Origin of the sequence: Kiloniella litopenaei (genome assembly GCF_000982415.1) — a bacterium.
Classification (GTDB): domain Bacteria; phylum Pseudomonadota; class Alphaproteobacteria; order Kiloniellales; family Kiloniellaceae; genus Kiloniella; species Kiloniella litopenaei.
Window position 1 is genome coordinate 1 of record NZ_LANI01000028.1, and the last position, 17710, is coordinate 17710.

At 45.5% G+C, this 17710-nt stretch carries 19 protein-coding genes and 1 riboswitch; of the genes, 12 read left to right on the forward strand and 7 right to left on the reverse strand.

Annotation, left to right across the window (positions count from 1 at the left end; genetic code table 11):
* From WH95_RS16925 to WH95_RS16935, 3 genes are all read left to right on the forward strand, one after another.
* Nucleotides 1–278: methyltetrahydrofolate--corrinoid methyltransferase (locus tag WH95_RS16925; protein ID WP_046509528.1), on the forward strand; the 278-nt coding region annotated here is incomplete at its 5' end.
* 211 nt (nt 279–489) lie between these two features.
* Nucleotides 490–2505 (forward strand): ASKHA domain-containing protein, encoded by a 2016-nt coding sequence (locus WH95_RS16930; RefSeq protein WP_046509529.1) that lies wholly within the window; start codon nt 490–492, stop codon nt 2503–2505.
* A 297-nt stretch (nt 2506–2802) separates the two neighbouring features.
* Nucleotides 2803–2982: a hypothetical protein gene (locus WH95_RS16935; protein ID WP_046509530.1), complete on the forward strand. Its 180-nt coding sequence runs from the start codon at nt 2803–2805 to the stop codon at nt 2980–2982.
* Nucleotides 2983–3041: 59 nt separating this feature from the next.
* Here WH95_RS16935 and yaaA read toward each other — a convergent pair whose 3' ends face one another.
* Nucleotides 3042–3821, reverse strand: a complete 780-nt coding sequence (yaaA, locus tag WH95_RS16940; protein ID WP_046509531.1) for a peroxide stress protein YaaA — start codon at nt 3819–3821, stop codon at nt 3042–3044.
* A 226-nt stretch (nt 3822–4047) separates the two neighbouring features.
* On the opposite strand from yaaA, the gene WH95_RS16945 reads away from it, so the two are divergent.
* The 3 genes from WH95_RS16945 to map all read left to right on the forward strand — a co-directional run bounded on the left by WH95_RS16945 (nt 4048) and on the right by map (nt 6412).
* Nucleotides 4048–5277 (forward strand): bifunctional alpha/beta hydrolase/OsmC family protein, encoded by a 1230-nt coding sequence (locus tag WH95_RS16945; protein WP_046509532.1) that lies wholly within the window; start codon nt 4048–4050, stop codon nt 5275–5277.
* An 86-nt stretch (nt 5278–5363) separates the two neighbouring features.
* Nucleotides 5364–5618 carry a ParD-like family protein gene (locus WH95_RS16950; protein ID WP_046509533.1) on the forward strand — a complete coding sequence of 85 codons (255 nt, stop codon included), beginning with the start codon at nt 5364–5366 and terminating at the stop codon, nt 5616–5618.
* Complete coding sequence (gene map, locus WH95_RS16955) at nt 5618–6412, forward strand: type I methionyl aminopeptidase (protein WP_046509534.1); 795 nt, start codon at nt 5618–5620, stop codon at nt 6410–6412. The genes WH95_RS16950 and map overlap by 1 nt, the downstream gene beginning before the upstream one ends.
* A gap of 28 nt (nt 6413–6440) precedes the next feature.
* Here the strand turns inward: map and WH95_RS16960 are convergent, their stop codons facing one another.
* Nucleotides 6441–6857 carry a GNAT family acetyltransferase gene (locus WH95_RS16960; RefSeq protein WP_046509535.1) on the reverse strand — a complete coding sequence of 139 codons (417 nt, stop codon included), beginning with the start codon at nt 6855–6857 and terminating at the stop codon, nt 6441–6443.
* Nucleotides 6858–7011: 154 nt separating this feature from the next.
* A riboswitch (FMN riboswitch) is annotated at nt 7012–7193 on the forward strand.
* Nucleotides 7194–7323: 130 nt separating this feature from the next.
* On the opposite strand from WH95_RS16960, the gene ribB reads away from it, so the two are divergent.
* Nucleotides 7324–8013, forward strand: a complete 690-nt coding sequence (ribB, locus tag WH95_RS16965; RefSeq protein ID WP_046509536.1) for a 3,4-dihydroxy-2-butanone-4-phosphate synthase — start codon at nt 7324–7326, stop codon at nt 8011–8013.
* A 196-nt stretch (nt 8014–8209) separates the two neighbouring features.
* Nucleotides 8210–8713: a DUF1203 domain-containing protein gene (locus WH95_RS16970; RefSeq protein WP_046509594.1), complete on the forward strand. Its 504-nt coding sequence runs from the start codon at nt 8210–8212 to the stop codon at nt 8711–8713.
* 82 nt (nt 8714–8795) lie between these two features.
* Here WH95_RS16970 and WH95_RS16975 read toward each other — a convergent pair whose 3' ends face one another.
* The 3 genes from WH95_RS16975 to WH95_RS16985 all read right to left on the reverse strand — a co-directional run bounded on the left by WH95_RS16975 (nt 8796) and on the right by WH95_RS16985 (nt 10952).
* Nucleotides 8796–9371 carry a FlgO family outer membrane protein gene (locus WH95_RS16975; RefSeq protein WP_046509537.1) on the reverse strand — a complete coding sequence of 192 codons (576 nt, stop codon included), beginning with the start codon at nt 9369–9371 and terminating at the stop codon, nt 8796–8798.
* Between the two features lie 12 nt (nt 9372–9383).
* A complete protein-coding gene (locus WH95_RS16980; protein ID WP_046509538.1) occupies nt 9384–10169 on the reverse strand; it encodes a hypothetical protein in 786 nt (261 codons plus the stop codon).
* A 150-nt stretch (nt 10170–10319) separates the two neighbouring features.
* Entirely contained in the window at nt 10320–10952 is a 633-nt protein-coding gene (locus WH95_RS16985; protein ID WP_157845995.1) for a hypothetical protein, read from the reverse strand.
* A gap of 262 nt (nt 10953–11214) precedes the next feature.
* Here WH95_RS16985 and cysQ point away from each other — a divergent pair, with 262 nt between their 5' ends.
* A complete protein-coding gene (gene cysQ, locus WH95_RS16990) occupies nt 11215–12072 on the forward strand; it encodes a 3'(2'),5'-bisphosphate nucleotidase CysQ (RefSeq protein ID WP_082114212.1) in 858 nt (285 codons plus the stop codon).
* A 14-nt stretch (nt 12073–12086) separates the two neighbouring features.
* Nucleotides 12087–13133 (forward strand): L-threonylcarbamoyladenylate synthase, encoded by a 1047-nt coding sequence (locus WH95_RS16995; RefSeq protein ID WP_046509540.1) that lies wholly within the window; start codon nt 12087–12089, stop codon nt 13131–13133.
* Nucleotides 13134–13147: 14 nt separating this feature from the next.
* On the opposite strand, the gene WH95_RS17000 is transcribed toward WH95_RS16995, so the two are convergent.
* On the reverse strand, nt 13148–13756 hold the full coding sequence (locus WH95_RS17000; protein ID WP_046509541.1) for an HAD family hydrolase: 609 nt from the start codon (nt 13754–13756) through the stop codon (nt 13148–13150).
* A 126-nt stretch (nt 13757–13882) separates the two neighbouring features.
* Between WH95_RS17000 and WH95_RS17005 the strand changes: the two genes are divergently transcribed.
* Both WH95_RS17005 and WH95_RS17010 read left to right on the forward strand, forming a co-directional pair.
* Nucleotides 13883–15328, forward strand: a complete 1446-nt coding sequence (locus tag WH95_RS17005) for an FAD-binding oxidoreductase (protein WP_082114213.1) — start codon at nt 13883–13885, stop codon at nt 15326–15328.
* Nucleotides 15329–15352: 24 nt separating this feature from the next.
* The gene (locus tag WH95_RS17010) at nt 15353–15817 is read left to right on the forward strand and encodes a GNAT family N-acetyltransferase (RefSeq protein ID WP_046509542.1); all 465 of its coding nucleotides are present in this window, start codon (nt 15353–15355) and stop codon (nt 15815–15817) included.
* 101 nt (nt 15818–15918) lie between these two features.
* On the opposite strand, the gene WH95_RS17015 is transcribed toward WH95_RS17010, so the two are convergent.
* Nucleotides 15919–17418, reverse strand: coding sequence for a CoA-acylating methylmalonate-semialdehyde dehydrogenase (locus tag WH95_RS17015; protein ID WP_046509543.1), 1500 nt, complete (start codon nt 17416–17418; stop codon nt 15919–15921).
* Nucleotides 17419–17710: the final 292 nt, after the last annotated feature.

Genomic DNA, 17710 nt, shown 5'->3' on the forward strand with positions numbered 1-17710 from the left:
GTGTTAACACAACCTGTGGCGCATCCAACATCTCATTCGGCCTGCCGAACCGTCACGCCATGAACGCGCACTTCCTTGCCATGGCTGCTGCTGCTGGTATGACTTCCGCGATCATGAACCCGCTGCACGAAGAAGAACTGGCCGGGATCCGTGCTTCTGACGTTCTGCTTGCAAAGGATCAGGACTGTCTGAAGTGGATCGGCAAGTACCGCGAGCCAGCCCCAGAAGGTCAAGCTGGCGCACGTGGCGAGCGTCGCAGCAGACGCAGACGGGCCTGATAGCTCCACAGAAATTTGGTAGTTATGAAAGGCTCTCTTCATGTCATTTTCGAAGAGGGCCTTTTTCATCTAAATAAAACAATTCTCTTTGATATCGGATATAGTTTTTTCTATTCCAAACAAAGACACTAAAATAAAAGTATAGCCCCACGTGTCACATGCCAACACGTACAATAACGCAAACAAGGGGCAAAGGTACGAGGAGAGATCCGTGGCTAAGAATGCACATATCGTCTTTACCCCTTCTGGTCGACGTGGGGACTTTCCGATTGGAACACCTGTCTTAACCGCTGCCCGCAGTCTGGGTGTCGATATTGATTCGGTTTGTGGTGGCCGTGGCATCTGCGGGCGCTGTCAGGTCGAAGCCGGTGAAGGCGAATTCGCGAAACACAAGATCGTCAGCTCCTGTTCAAATATGACAGGTTTTTCCAGCGTCGAAGAACGATATGCCAGTAAAAAAGGCATGAAAGAAGGGCGACGTCTATCCTGTCAGGCCATGATTGAAGGCGACCTTTTGATAGATGTTCCAGCTGAAAGTCAGGTCCACAAACAGGTCGTCCGCAAACGTGCAGATGTGCGTGAAATAGAAATTGACCCGCCTATTCGCCTGCATTACATCGAAGTTGCTGAACCTGACATGCACCATCCATCCGGCGACCTTGAACGCCTGGAAGATGCCCTTGAAGCACAGTGGGGGCTAACAAACCTGCACTGTGACCTTCGTACACTGCAAACGCTACAACCTGTTCTAAGAAAAGGGAAATGGCAGGTAACGGTTGCGGTAGAAAACGAGAAAACCATTATCGCAGTTTGGCCCGGCTATAAAGAAAATGCGTTTGGTATTGCCGTCGATTTGGGATCAACCACTGTCGCGGCACACTTGTGTGATTTACAAACAGGTGAAGTCACAGCTTCATCCGGCATCATGAATCCCCAAATTCGTTTTGGCGAAGATCTTATGAGCCGTGTTTCCTATGTAATGATGAACCCCGGTGGTGATAAGGAAATGACCGTTGCTGTCCGGGAAGCCCTGGATATCATCATTGGTGTGGTTGCAGACGAAGGCAAAATCGAGCGTTCAGATATTCTCAGCATGACCTTTGTGGGTAACCCCGTCATGCATCACCTCTTGCTTGGCATTGACCCGACAGAGCTTGGTGGTGCCCCCTTTGCCCTCACCCTGAATTCATCTATTGATCTCTATGCAAGTGAGCTGGGATTGAATATAAGCCCGGATGGCCGCGTTTATGTTCTTCCCTGTATTGCGGGTCATGTCGGCGCAGATACAGCGGGTGTCATTCTCTCCGAAGGCCCTCACCTTCAGGACGAAGTGACCTTGATCTGTGATGTCGGCACAAATGCCGAGATTGTTCTCGGTAGCAAAGACAGACTGCTTGCCTGCTCTTCACCCACCGGGCCTGCCTTTGAAGGTGCTCAGATCACCAGTGGACAACGGGCTGCACCCGGGGCCATCGAGCGTATTCGCATTGATCCGGAAACACTGGAACCCAAGTATAGAGTCATCGGTTGTGACCTCTGGTCCAATGAAGAAGGCTTTGCCGAGCAAACAAAATCAACCGGAGTTACTGGCATCTGTGGTTCCGGCATTATCGAAGCTATCGGTGAAATGTTCTTGGCTGGCATTATCCAGACAGACGGTATTATTGATGGATCACTGTCCGAAAAATCACCCCGTGTGAAGTTTAACGGCAAGACTTATGATTACGTGATCAGCGAGAACGAACCACTGATCACCGTCACCCAGACAGATGTCAGGGCAATTCAATTGGCAAAAGCTGCCCTTTATGCCGGGGTTAAGTTACTTATGGAGAAACTGGGTGTTGACAGTATCGACCGCATCCAGTTAGCTGGGGCTTTTGGCAGCCATATTGATGTTAAATACGCTATGGTAATCGGCCTGATACCCGACTGTGATCTGGAGCGCGTAAAATCAGCGGGCAATGCTGCGGGAACAGGGGCACGTATCGCCCTGCTCAACAAAGCTGCGCGTAAAGAAATTGAAGATGTTGTTCGTCGCGTTGAAAAAATTGAAACAGCCGTCGAGCCAAAATTTCAAGAACATTTTGTCAATGCCATGGGAATGCCCAATACTATTGACGAATTTGTTAATTTGGCAAAGGTCGTCAATTTGCCGGAACGAAAAGTCGGGGCACCTGCAACAGAAGGTACTGCCGAAGGCGGACGCAGAAGAAGACGAAGACGATAAAATTCGAATATGACAGATTATATCAAGGGGCGGATTTCATTCGCCCCTTTTTGTTTGCACTCTCACTCTTCAAGAAACCATAACCAAAAATCAATTTAACCTTAAAACTATTCCTTCAGGTTGATTTTTCAGACACATTTCGAACACAAACATTAACAAAAGTTAAGAAATTAACTTTTCATTAACTATTAAGTACTGTATAATCTGCATATGAACAGAAAAATGTCACAGGCAAGGCATCAATACCTTCGCTTCGAATTATCGTTATCCGAAGCGGAATAGAGGAGGCAAAAGGAAATGCCGACAACTGAACAACTGGAAACCCGTCTTGCTGAGGATAACATCACCCACCAGACTTTTGGGATAAGCAAACGTGCTTATGGTGGTGTCATTGCCTATCAGCTTGAAAAGCATGGATTTAAAGGCGCTCTTAAAGTCATTAAAGAGCAGGTTCAAACGCTGCAGACGACACACTAGTAACTGTTATAGTGTCTGCACCTACTTAAAAAAACCTGCAGACCCAAAGAAGCAGGGTTCTATGCTTTGCCATGCTCGCGTGTAAAAACAAATTCAGCAGCATTCGAGAGATCTGGCCGGTAAGAATACCCACCAGTCGTAAAGTCCTTTAACCCGTCAACTTTGTCGATTTTTTCTTGAATGATATATCGCGCCATCATGCCACGGGCCCGTTTTGCTGAAAAACTGATGATCTTGGCAACCCCGTCCTTAATTTCTTTAAAAACAGGGGTTACAACTTTCCCTTCCAGCTTATCAGTCTGCACAGCTTTGAAGTACTCATTTGACGCAACATTTACCAAAACCTTTTCCTCTTGCTGGGAAAGTTGAGCACTAAGCTCTTTCGTAATTTTATCGCCCCAGAAATCATAGAGATCTTCACCATGAGGATTGCGAAGTTTTGTGCCCATTTCCAAACGATATGGCTGCATTAAATCAAGCGGACGCAGCAAGCCGTAAAGCCCGGAAAGGATGCGAAGATGGTCCTGAGCATACTTTAATTCATCTTCGTTCAAGCTTTCAGCATCAAGGCCGACATAAGTATCTCCCTTGAAGGTATCAACCGCAACTTTGGCGTTATCCTGTGTGAATGGAAAAGAAAAATTGCGATAACGTTGATAATTTATATCGGCCAGATTTTCACTTATACCCATCAAGTTCCTAAGATCTGCACGGGTTAAATCTTTTGTTACGGAAAGCAGGTCCTTTATCTGCTCCTCAAACACAGGCTGAGATGTCATAAAATCAATTTTAGCAGCACTCTCATCTAGTTTTTTCGCAGGAGAAACAACAGCTAACATAAGGACCTCAGCATTTAGATTAAAAGGATTCAGATGACTTCCATAAGGTAAGAACTATAGCCCGATCAAACAAGAACCATAATAGCTTTCCATATATTTTTTTAGTTACAATATTCACGCTCTTTTGATCACAGGTACTCACTAAAGCCTTACATCTCAATTTACCATACCTATGTTAATGTCCGTATGACAGAAACAGGCCTATAACAATCCAGCGGAAAAACCTATGCAGCGTATCAAGCTTACATTCCAGAACTCTCACGGAAATGATCTTTCTGGAGCACTTGAATTACCTGATCAAAAGCCATTAGGTTATGCGCTTTTTGCACACTGTTTTTCCTGTGGCAAAGACATTCCCGCAGCAACAAGAATTAGCCGTAGCCTGGTAGAAAAGGGATTTGCTGTTTTTCGTTTTGATTTTACTGGGCTGGGCGGTAGCAACGGCGATTTTGGTAACACCAACTTCTCATCCAATGTTGCTGATTTGGTCGCAGCGTCCAAATTACTCAAAGACCAATATCAGGCCCCCAGCCTGTTAATAGGTCATAGCCTTGGCGGGGCCGCAGTCCTTGCCGCTGCGAAAGATATTCCCGAAGCAGAAGCTGTCATCACAATCGGTGCCCCAAGTGATCCTGAACACGTAAGCCATCTTTTTGCTGATCAGTTAGAAACCATTGAGACCGAGGGGGTCGCCCCTGTCCAGTTAGGTAGCAGAACGTTTAATATTACCAAGCAATTCCTGACTGATATCGCAAAACACAATATGAAAGAACACATCGGCAATCTGGGAAAAGCCCTACTGGTTTTTCATTCGCCATTGGATACGACAGTCAGCATTGATGAAGCGAGCAAGATTTTTACCGCGGCAAAACATCCCCGAAGTTTTATCTCTCTGGATAAAGCCGATCATCTGTTAACCGATGCCGCCGATGCAGCCTATGTCGGCCACACAATTGCCGCCTGGGTAGAGCGTTATATATCCTCTCCCTCTTCGTCTGGGGAAAAGACGCCAACACCGGAAAAAGGACATGTGATCGTCAAGGAAGAGAACAAGGCGTTTTTACGGCATATAAAAACAGATCATCACAACTGGCTCGCCGATGAACCCTTAACAATGGGCGGGGGCAATCAGGGACCTGATCCATATGAGATGTTATTGGCAGCACTTGGTGCCTGTACATCCATGACTATCCGTATGTATGCAAATCATAAACAATGGCCGCTTGACGACCTGGATGTTGAATTGTCTCACTCTCGGGAACATTGCCAGGATAGCGCTGACTACGAGCAATCAGGACAGCAAATTGATCTCATTACCCGCAACATCACGCTGATAGGCGAAGAACTTACCGACGAGCAACGACAACGTTTATTGCAAATTGCAGGTAAATGCCCGGTTCATAAAACATTGGAAAACAAGATTGTTGTACAGGACAACCTTACCCCCAAAGAGTAAGTTGCCCCATAAACAACGATATCACTTGAAATCCCCAGCCTCACCCAATATACAATTCATATATAAAACATATACGGATTCGTTAGATGGGAATTGTTAAGGTATCAAGTGAAATACACGAAAACATTCGTGTCGCCAGTAAAGCTATGACCAGATCAATCAATGCACAGGCAGAACATTGGATGAAAGTTGGTATGCTTGCAGAAAGAAACCCCGGGCTCAATTATGGTGAAATCCTGTCCTTGCTCCTCAAAGAAGCAGAACAGTCCAGTCACCCGGAAAACCAGAATATCCCCAAACACAAAAGTGCTGATAATCGGGCGACGGGAACTGATAAATAATGCAACAACCCGTTATTAAAACCGCGTCCGAAATTGCTAAAATGCGTATTTCTGGCGCCCTTACTGCTAAAGTACTGGAAGAGGTCGAAAAAATTATCACGCCTGGGGTCTCTACAATGGAGATCAATGATTTTTGTGACGATTTCATCCAACATGAAATCAATGCCATTCCGGGTAGTAAAGGACAATACGATTATCCCTTTGCTGTTAATACATCCGTCAATCACATTATATGTCACGGTATACCTTCAAAAACTGCAAAGTTAAAAAAGGGCGATATCATCAATGTTGATTTAACCGTTTTAAAGGGCGGATACTACGGAGATAGCAGCAAGATGTTTGCTGTTGGTAAAATTCAACCTCATGCCCAGAAGCTAATAGATATCACCCGGGAATGTTTGTATCAGGCAATACACATTGTTAAACCCGGCAAAACTTTTGGTGATATTGGCTTTACAATCCAAACTCTGGCTGAAAAAAATGGTTATTCCGTTGTTCAAGAGTTTTGTGGCCACGGTATTGGCGCAGAGATGCACGAACCGCCAGAGGTCAGACATTATGGTAATGCTGGTGAAGGAATTACCCTCAAAGAGGGAATGACCTTTACAATTGAACCGATGATCAATCAAGGCAAAGCAGCTATAAGACAACACCCTGATGGCTGGACCGTATCCACAAAAGACAGGCGCTTGTCAGCCCAATGTGAACATACGATACTGGTGACATCATCGGGGTACGAAATCTTGACTTATCGCGATGAAGAAAAAGAACTCATCCCCAGGATAACACCATGACTATTTGCTCATCATAAGTGGTGGCCCATTATCTTCCCAGCCTCTTTCCCATACTCACACGCGGTTCAATACGATACCCCAGACTTTCGTAAAGCTTTACTGCACCTTCATTGCCATCTCGAACCTGTAGATTCAATTTTGTACAACCAAGTGATATCAGTTCCTGCTCTGCCAGTGCGAGTAACTTGCTGGCAATGCCTTGCCGTCGATGAGACGGTGCCACGACGACACTGTATATCCAGCCACGACGACCATCATAACCCGCCATTGTTGATCCGACGATTGTTCCGCTGTCTTCCGCGATAAAAAGTAACCCAGGTTGGTAACTTTGTTTGTTATCAAGAATATCAGCCGCCCTATTCCAAGGTGACGGATTGGGATCATCCTCTTCCCATAACCGAATTATCCCTGCCCTGTCTTCCGGGCGATAAGACCTAATATTCATGGCTTCCTCTTTGTTGAATAGCGCGTACGGGTGCTTTCCTTAACAAGTCGCATATTTTGTCAAAATTGGCGGTTTCCGACTTGCCTAGAGTAAAGATATTGGTCTAGGGTTAGCCGACTTGAAAGAAGATTCTTTTAAGTATGTGCAATTAGGCGCTTGTTCTCAGGGCAGGGTGAAATTCCCGACCGGCGGTAACTTTTAGATACAGTATGTAGAAAAAAGAAGCCCGCGAGCGCCCTTGGCTTCAGGATCATTTCGGATCCAGAAATCAAGGGGTCAGCAGATCTGGTGAAATTCCAGAGCCGACGGTAACAGTCCGGATGGGAGAGGATAGGCAGGAATAGGCATGGCGATAAGCCTGTTTGTTCTGCGTGTGCGGATGATCTGTGTCTTTGTCAGATACACTTATTCGCCCTTTCTGAACACGCCCTGATTCTGGTTACGCCGCTTATTAGGAGTGACAACCATGAATCAGATCGCAAACGATCATAATAATACGCACCAGTCTCTGCTGGCGCAGTTCGGCACGCCATACGAAAGAGTAGAAAAGGCTCTTTCTTCCATGCGGGCTGGCAAGGGTGTTCTCGTCGTCGATGACGAAGACAGAGAAAATGAAGGCGATCTTATTTTCGCAGCCGAAACCCTCACCAATGAACAGATGGCAATGCTCATCCGCGAATGCAGCGGTATTGTCTGTCTCTGTATGACGGATGAAAAACTCCGCAGTCTTGATTTGCCACAAATGGTACAGGACAACAATTCGTCTATGGGAACAGGTTTTACCGTTACCATAGAGGCAAAAGTTGGTGTCACAACCGGGGTCTCCGCGGCAGACCGTGTAACAACGGTTAAAACCGCAATTGCTGATGACTGTAAGCCCGATGATTTGGCCCGGCCCGGCCATGTATTCCCTCTACGGGCAATGGCTGGTGGTGTTCTGACACGCCAGGGACACACAGAAGCAACCTGTGATCTCTCAGCTATGGCCGGATGGAAACCCGCCGGTGTTCTGTGCGAAGTGACTAATCCGGACGGGACAATGGCCCGCCTGCCCGAAATCATCGCATTCGGACAAAAACACGATCTGCCTGTTGTATCTATCGACGATATTATCTTGTATCGTAAAAAAACAGAGGCAGCCGCAATCGCCGTCTAGGTAACCAGCATTTTTTTGCTATCTATTCCAAAGAGGCCTCTTATCGATTATGAGGCCTCTTTCTTTTACAGATGCCCCCTCTTTTAAAGTTGCCCCATTTAAAAATTACCCCATTTAAAAATTACTGGGCAAGAACCAGATATTTTGAAAAGCATTCTTTAGGTATCCCTTATGAACACGAAGCATGGAGATACCGATGTCAGCCCAAAACTCAGATATTAAATCTAACTCACCGATTAAATTTATAGCGATTCAAACAGAACATGCCCGCCACATTCAATCAGGCGGTAGTGACGCGAACGGTTTAGCTCCAGAAAAGATGGTTTCTGACGGCGAAGGTTTTCCCTGCCGTCATTGTTTGAAAGGCATTGAAAAAGGCGAAGAAGTACTGGTGATTTCCTATCGTCCTTTTCCAGAAAAACAGCCCTATGCTGAATCTGGTCCAATTTTTATTCACAGCAAAGCTTGTGAAGCACACCATAGTAACGGCGAGATCCCAGAGAATATAAGATCACAGGGCGTAACCCTAATACGGGGTTACAACAGTGAAAACCGGATCGTTTATGGTACAGGAAAAACGATTAGATCATCAGATATTCGAACAGAGGCTTTAAAGATGTTCGAAGCAGATAACATTGCCTATATACATGCTAGATCTTCGACAAATAACTGTTTTACCTGTCGTATTGAACGCACATAATTTTTCTGAACCCAACAGATAAGCGTAAAATAAAAAAGCCCTGTGTTACAACAGGGCTTCTCTAATTTGAAAAAAATTTCTGTTACTGTACAAGGACCCAGCCACCATTGGTTTTCTTGGGTAGCATCGATGCGATATCAGCGTCCTTTTCAATTCGAAAATCTGTCGCAGACAGTATACGGCCATCCCCGGCGCGAAGTAAGCGCAGATTAACAAATACGCTATGCTCACTAACAGAGTAGGTTCCCGTTAAAACAGCCTGAGCATTTTGGCGACCAGCCAAAAAAGCCAAATCCCTAGAAAGCATCAACTCACCCTGACGGGGACGAACAGCTAATGAGTCGCGCATTTTAACCTCTGAAACACTATAGCCCAACTGTGCAATACGCCCGGAAAGCTGTTCGCTAACGGTACGCCCAAACGTTGAACTGGTCTCCAGCGCATCGATATCAACAATAGAAGATACGAGTACCGATGCATTCTGATCCAGCACCTGATTAGATGTCATGACCAAGGTATCTGCAGCTCGATAAACTTCTGGTAACAATTCAACTGTCGTTTTCGGACTTTCAACGGGTTCGCTGTAAATATTAAGCGATTCAGGTGAACATCCCGCTAATCCGATGACTAACGCAGCTGACAAAAAAAGACGGCTCATATTCGCAACTCCCTACTGCGTCACTATAGCAATGGTTTGAACGGGTAATTTTTCTACGGGCCCCGTTGCTGTCGCACGGGTTGGTCGATCAGCCGGTAAACTTGTCATATATAAAGAGAGCTCTTCTGGACGAATATACAGGACTTCTGATTTCTGATGAACCAGTTCAGCACCATGGGCAATTGACGTCGTCAAAACCATTTCAGCATCGGTCACTGCACCAAAGTCAATTAATCCACGAACAAGCTCGGTTACAACCAGTCCTGCCCCGATTGTACTTAACGATCCCCAATTACCGTACTCTTTGATACCAATAGCCGTTGCCAACCCAAAAACAGATTCCGGAGATGCTGGTAAACGATAGCCCTTATCGTCATAGAAGAAGCTCTGTACCTGGTAGTTCACGATAATTGCGTCTTTAGGCGAAGAGACAACAGGAACCCCCTTTGCCAGCAGCTCATTTTCCAAAATTCGTTTGAATGCCCTGCTAAAAGGCATATCAAAGGGTCCAGGCTGAACATAAAACGGTTTGGGGGACGAGTAGCTGGTTAATGCATTTTCTTTTCCGTCAGAAGAAACTTCTAAAACGGGAGAAACCCCAAAATCAGGCATTTCCGATAAATCAGTAACAATGCGTGTTGTTGATCTTTTCCCTAAAAGATTCCAGTCATTCCATGTCAGAACTTTGTATTGGCTGTGGGTCGTTTGTGGCTCTTGATCACGCTTCACCCAAGGCTTTCCACAAGCTGACAAAGTAAAGCTGGCAATAGCCAGAAGTATCACGGCTGGCTTCAACATGAAGCATCTCCAATACAGATTCAACACACGGCAAACTATGGCATTCTTTATTTATGCCTAACACCTGTTTACCGATAAACTCTTTCTGTACCGTTAATTTTCGTATGAAACTTAATTCAATTGTTCTTCAAATTGAACATTAAGGGTAAATTAATTCACGCCGCCTTCAGGTACCCACCCTGTTTGCCACTTTTCCAGAGGGGAAACCGTTGCCTTTTCACCGTTCTTGAAAAAGGAACTATCAACAGACCACATGGTCGCTGTGTTATTCTCTTTTCCTGAAACCTGTTCCAATACGGCTGTTGCATGCAAAATATTACCATTCACCCAGCTTCTCAACTGTGGTTCTCTTAGTTCATGATATCTCAGCAAGCCGCCTCTTTCTATGAGAGAGATAAAATTAGAAGCGTTTACAGCTTCATCAATGCAGTCCAGTTGCCGATCACCAACGTCGCTAAGAAAAGTACCAGCCTTGTCTTTATCGGTTCCATTCTGCTGGCCTGCGATATGCTCTATACGTCCAATAGCAACTGTTATTGCCTGGCGCTCTTCTGCCGGCGATAGTTTTTTGGCATTAAATAACTTTTGTATCTCTAACCATTGTCCCTCACTCAAGGAAACCTGACCTTTATGCTGACAGCCATGACCATAACAATATCCTATGTCATCAACAGCATAAGAAGTCGAAAGATGAGATAAAGCTTTTTCTGATGGTTTAGTAACTTTACAGCCAGAAACGGTCAGTAATAAAACCACACCAGAAATCAATAAGCTTTTGGACACAGTGAGCTCCACCCAAATAGAAAATAACCGCTGCACAAATGCCATTAGGTGGCACTTATTGCAATAAGATATCGCACGAAAACACTGCACGAGATAAAATCATTGTGTATATACGACCTATGAAGAGCAGTTATGCCAAAGAAGAACAGTTCGGCACGTAAAATTCTAGACAGTACAAGACAGATAAGCTACCAGCTTCATCTTGGAACTACTGATTTCATCATAGAGAGCTATAACGAACAGCTCACCCAAGGAGACACCAATGAGCCAGCTGCAAATTCCGACAGAAATCCCAGTTCACGACGATAACCGTGATTTGATGAATGCGCTGCTCATGATTGCCCAACGGGCAGGTGACATCATTATGGAAATCTACAACAGACCCGCGGGGATCGAGGTAGAGAAAAAAGATGACGCATCCCCTGTTACCGAAGCAGATAAAGCAGCAGAAGCATTTATTCTTGGCGCATTGAACACTGTCACACCAGACATTCCCGTTGTTTCAGAAGAAGCAGCTTCAGCAGGGGAAATTCCTGAAATTGACAATGGATTATTCTGGCTGGTTGACCCTGTTGATGGCACCAAAGAGTTTATCAGCAAAAATGGTGAGTTCACAGTCAACATCGGCTTGATTGAGAACGGGGTACCTGTTGCAGGTGTCGTCCATGCCCCGGCAAAGGGATTGACCTGGGTATCCGCAGACATCTGTGTTTTCTTTGAAGAAGGTTATGAGCCTGTTGTTGCACAGGTCCGCTCTATTCCAGCCGAAGGTGCCACAGTTATTGCGAGCCGCCGTCACGGTGATAACGACGATTTGAATAACTTCTTGAAAACACGTAAAATTCATGAACAAATCGGGGCTGGTTCTTCCCTCAAAATCTGTTTGATAGCAGCAGGCAGAGCAGATCTGTACCCGCGTTTTGGCCCGACAATGGAATGGGATACAGCGGCAGCCCACGCGGTTCTTCTCGCTGCAGGGGGACATCTCAGCGATGCGGACGGAGATCCTCTGACCTATGGAAAATTCAATTTCCGGAATCCATACTTTGTTGCCGAAGGTGAGCATCTGGATGCCGGTTTTGATTTGTCTGACGAAGATCTTCCCGCAGAAGAGAACTAAACCGAAATACACCGATGGCGACAGTCTCTCAAAGTAGATATCCAAATATCTTTACCGCAGATCAATCAGGATTGGATCATGCGTGTGCTTTACTGCGTTCGGGTGGGCTCGTCGCCTTTCCAACAGAGACTGTTTACGGGCTAGGAGCCAATGCAACAGACGCAAAAGCCTGTGCATCCATCTACAAAGCCAAGGGAAGACCAAGCTTCAACCCCTTGATCGTACATTTCCCGGACCTGTCAGAAGCTGAAAAGCGCGTAGTCTTCAATGAAAAGGCACAAAAACTGGCCCCAATCTTCTGGCCCGGCCCTTTAACATTGGTCCTGCCCCGCACAAAAAGCTGTGACATTGCCGACCTTTGCTCTGCGGGCCTTCCAAGCCTGGCAGTACGTGTGCCCGGTCACCCGATAGCACACGCCCTCCTTGAACAGTCTGGTCTTCCGCTTGCAGCCCCCAGCGCCAATGCATCCGGAAAGATAAGCCCAACCAAATCAGAGCATGTTGCTCACTCGCTTGGAGACAAAGTATCCTGTATCCTTGACGGAAAAGACACGGCTTGTGCAGTTGGCCTTGAATCAACCGTCATTGATTTAACAGGGGAAATCCCAGTACTTCTTCGCCCTGGAAATATAACCAAAGAAGAAATAGAAGCTGTTATTGGTCCCATCCAAATGGGTAAATCCTTGATGGAAAGCAAAGCTGAGTCTTCACAAGATAACCAAGCGACTGAAGATACCTTTGAAAGCCAGAATGCACTTAAATCTCCAGGCCTTTTGAAAAGTCATTACGCCCCGACACTTCCGCTGCGCTTAAACGCCACAGAAGTTACCGCCAGTGAAGCACTGCTCGCTTTTGGTCACAAACCACTTTTGGGGGCTGCATATTGCCTCAACCTAAGTGAAAAAGGCGATCTATTAGAGGCAGCAGCAAATCTCTTCTCTGCCCTTCATGAACTGGATCAAAAAGAAGGTGTCCAAGGCATTGCCACAATGCCAATCCCGAATACTGGTTTGGGCCTTGCCATTAATGATCGGCTAAAACGCGCCGCTGCCCCCAAATAATACAGCCTCTAAATTTAGCCCTTTAGTATTCCAAACTCTTGCAACGCGCTGTTCATCAATGCCGGGTCTGTAAAGTGAATAGCTTTGAATCCCAGATCCTTGGCAACCATAATGTTATCTTCACGATCATCAATAAAAACACACTCTTCAGCTTTTAAAGAAAAATCAGATAACAAACGGTGATAAATCCTTGGGTCCGGTTTTGCCAGCTTAACAGTACCCGAGACCGTTATGCCTTTGAAATATTCCAAAAAAGGAAAACGTTCTTGCGCATAGGGAAAGGTCTCTTCAGACCAGTTAGTTAAGCCATAAAGTGGTGTCTGTTGAACATGAAGCTTCTCAAGTGTTTCAACTGTCCCTGTAATTTCATTACCAAGAGTATCCGGCCATCTAGTTAATAACAGAGCAAGCGCATCCTTATATTTGGGAAACTTCCCCTGAAGCTCACCAATAACACTGGAGAAACTTTCCCCGGCATCAAGCCTGTGATTTGCCTCAAATGTAAAAACATCACTCAGGAAACATTCCATTTCCTCTGTACTGGAAAATTCTGATTGGTAAAGGTAACGCAAATTCCAATCGATCAGCACACCACCAAAATCGAAAACGACATTTTTTATCATGAATCTCTCTAGAAAAATTTGTTAGAACAAACGGGAAAAAGAATAATTCTGGCCCCCCAGAGAAAAGAGATTTAGGCTAGACCAATCCCTTTATCAATTAACCTTGCAAGAAATCCTGTCAAAATAATGGCCGACAAAAACATTCTTTCGATGCTACCGCAAAAGTTCCTCTCTGATCTGGAAGTTGCTATCGGTGTCAAGGCGATGATAACGAACCAAGATGATATCGCGCCTTATATGATTGAACAAAGGGGACGGTTTATCGGGCAAACGTCTTTGGTTGTGACCCCAGCCACAACACAAGAAGTATCGGATATTGTCAAACTATGCGCGGAACATAGTATTGGCATTGTTCCCCAAGGCGGCCATACCGGGCTCGTGAGCGGTGGCATCCCCTTTGCGGGTGATAATGCAATTGTCCTGAGCACAAGCCGCTTGAACAAAATACGAACTATCGATCCCACCAATAACACAATGGTTGTCGAATCTGGCTGTATTCTACAAACAATACAGGAACATGCTGCACAACATGACCGCCTGTTTCCCCTATCACTTGGCGCAGAAGGAAGTTGCCAGATCGGCGGTAATATCGCAACAAATGCCGGCGGCATTAATGTCATCCGATATGGGAATACAAGGCAACTGGTACTGGGGCTGGAAGTCGTTACCCCGACGGGCGAAATATGGAATGGTCTCAGGGCCTTGCAAAAAGACAATACAGGCTATGACCTGAAACAGCTCTACATTGGATCAGAAGGCACTCTCGGAATTATCACAGCAGCAGTTCTCCAACTATTTCCAAAACCGAAAGAGCAACAAACTGCCGTTTTGGCTATTAAAGAACTAGAAGACGCCCTGCCCTTACTTAATCTGGCTCAATCAATGCTCGGTGATGCGCTGACTTCGTTCGAGCTATTGCCACGAATTGGCATAGATTTCTCTCTTAAACATGGTCAAGGCGTGGTTGACCCAATTGAGGGGCAATACGACTGGTACATCCTGATGGAAGCTTCTGTTGCCATTACCCATTCCAATCTAAAAGATCTTTTCCAAAACTACCTGGAAACGGCCTTTGAAAAAAATTGGGTACAAGATGGTGTCTTGGCGCAAAACAAATCACAGTCCGATAGCTTTTGGTTACTCCGGGAAAACATTACCCTATGCCAGAAACCAGAAGGTGGCTCCATAAAACACGATATTTCCGTACCTGTTTCATCGGTACCAGCCTTTATCAAAACAGCTAATGAAGCCGTTCGGAAAATGATTCCAGGTATCAGACCCCATCCATTTGGACATTTGGGTGACGGCAACATTCACTATAACTTGTCCCAGCCCATAGATATGAACAAAGAGGATTATTTAAATCACTGGGAAGAGGTAAACAGAATTGTGCACGACATTGTACATAGCTTCAACGGATCAATCTCAGCGGAACACGGCATAGGGCGTGTCAAACGCGATGAAAACCAGTATTACAAATCAGCTGTGGAAATGCAGTTGATGCAGAATATTAAAACAGCTTTGGACCCAAAGGGCATTATGAACCCCGGAAAATTAATACCAGTCAGTTAAATTTACGCAAAAGTACATTCAATTATGATTATTAGACCCCATACTCCCAAAGACGCAGTCACTTTGTTGCAACTGTTTCACGATACAGTCCACAACGTAAATATTCAGGACTATACTCAAGAGCAAATAAATGCTTGGGCACCGGAAAGTTTCGACCTCAATCGCTGGCAGGAAAGAACAAAAGGTTATTTTATTTTCGTTGCAGAGGACGATAGCGGTATCGTTGGTTTTGCCGAACTTGAAACCAATGGTCACATCGATTGCTTTTATGTCCACCATCAAAAACAAGGGCTTGGAATCGGACACAAGCTAATTGAGGCGGTAGAGGAAAAAGCCAAAACCCTCAACCTAAATGAAATATATGCCGAGGTAAGCATTACAGCACGGCCATTTTTCGAGAAAAAAGGTTTCAAAATTCAAGAAGAACAAGAAGTTTCTATCAGGGGGCAAAAGCTTAAAAACTATAAAATGAATAGATTTCTTATATAGCTGACAACTGATATCACACCATCTGACAACATCTGATACAACGGGTAAAAAAAGCCCCGGACAATTGACCATTCCGGGGCTTTTACTAATACGAATGAAGCTTATTTCATTGTTGGCATCATAAATTCCGCACCACTACGAATGCCCGTTGGCCATCGGGTTGTGACCGTCTTTAAACGTGTGTAGAAGCGAATACCTTCGGGACCATGCATGGAATGGTCACCAAACAGGGATCTCTTCCAGCCACCAAAGGAATGGAACGCCATCGGCACCGGAATTGGCACATTTACACCAACCATACCAATTTGGATTTTGTGCGAAAATTCACGTGCAGAATCTCCGTCGCGGGTAAAGATAGCGGTGCCGTTCCCATATTCATGATCGTTGACTAGCTTAACAGCTTCATCAAAGGTATTTACACGAACCACAGCCAACACCGGACCAAAAATTTCTTCTTTGTAGATGGTCATATCCGGCGTAACGTTATCAAACAGGCAACCGCCAATGAAATAGCCGTTTTCAAGACCTTCCGGTTTTTTACCGCGACCATCGACAACCAGCTTTGCCCCTTCATTCACACCAGCATCAACAAAGCCAGTGACTTTTGCCAAGTGTTCAGCAGAAATCAAAGCACCCATTTCAGCATCCGCGACTTCATAGTGCGCGATCTTAAGGGCTTCAACTTTTGGCGCCAATTTCTCAACAAGGGTGTCCGCAGCTTCATCACCAACGGCCACCGCAACTGAGATCGCCATACAGCGTTCACCGGCAGAACCGTAGGCTGCACCCATAAGCGCATCAACAGCCTGATCCATGTCGGCATCCGGCATCACAACCATGTGATTCTTTGCGCCCCCCAGAGCCTGAACGCGTTTTCCGTTTGCCGTGCCGGTTTTATATACATATTCAGCAATCGGGGTTGATCCAACAAAGCTGACAGCCTTGACCCGCTCGTCTTCGAGCAAGGTATCAACCGCTTCCTTATCCCCATTAACAACGTTAAGAACACCATCAGGCAAACCGGCTTCTTTCAAAAGTTCCGCAAGGCGCAGCGGACAAGATGGGTCTTTTTCAGAGGGCTTGAGGACAAAGGTATTACCGCAAGCGATTGCGATTGGGAACATCCACATCGGAACCATTGCCGGAAAGTTGAACGGTGTGATCCCCGCACAAACACCAACAGGCTGACGCGCTGAGTGACTATCAACACCTGTGCCAACATTCTCACTATGTTCGCCTTTCAAAAGGTGCGGAATGCCACAGGCAAACTCGACAACTTCCAAACCACGGGTAATGGACCCAACGGCATCACTGATCACTTTACCATGTTCAGCACTCACCATAGCCGCTAGCTCATCCATGTTCTGTTCAATAAGCTCTTTAAACTTGAACATAACCCTTGCACGTCTTAACGGGGGTGTCGCTGCCCACCCTGGCAACGCAGCTTCTGCCACAGCAATGGCATCACGAACCTCATCAGCAGACGCCAATGCCACTTCTCCAGAAACCTGCCCCAAAGCAGGATTGTGAATTTTAGCGGACCGACCGCTGTTTCCAGCAACTTTTTGCCCGTTAATAAAATGTCCGACTTGTTGGCTCATCAGCCTACTCCCACATTGATAGTTACGGCTATTTTCAAGCTGTAACAAAGTTTTCTAGTTTACATTTATCATTTTGAATTTTGGGTATTCTCGCTTTATGGCGTTAGCAAAAATAGCTTTAGTTCTTCGAGAACATTTATAAGTTTGCGGCCTCTTGTTCATATATCCAGTTTTATCTATTCTCTATATCCAGATATATTTTTATTCGTTGAATAGTATATGTTTTCTGCAAATAATTCATACATCTGCTCATTAAAAGCAGGTGCTAGAATTAGAAACAAACAGAGACAAC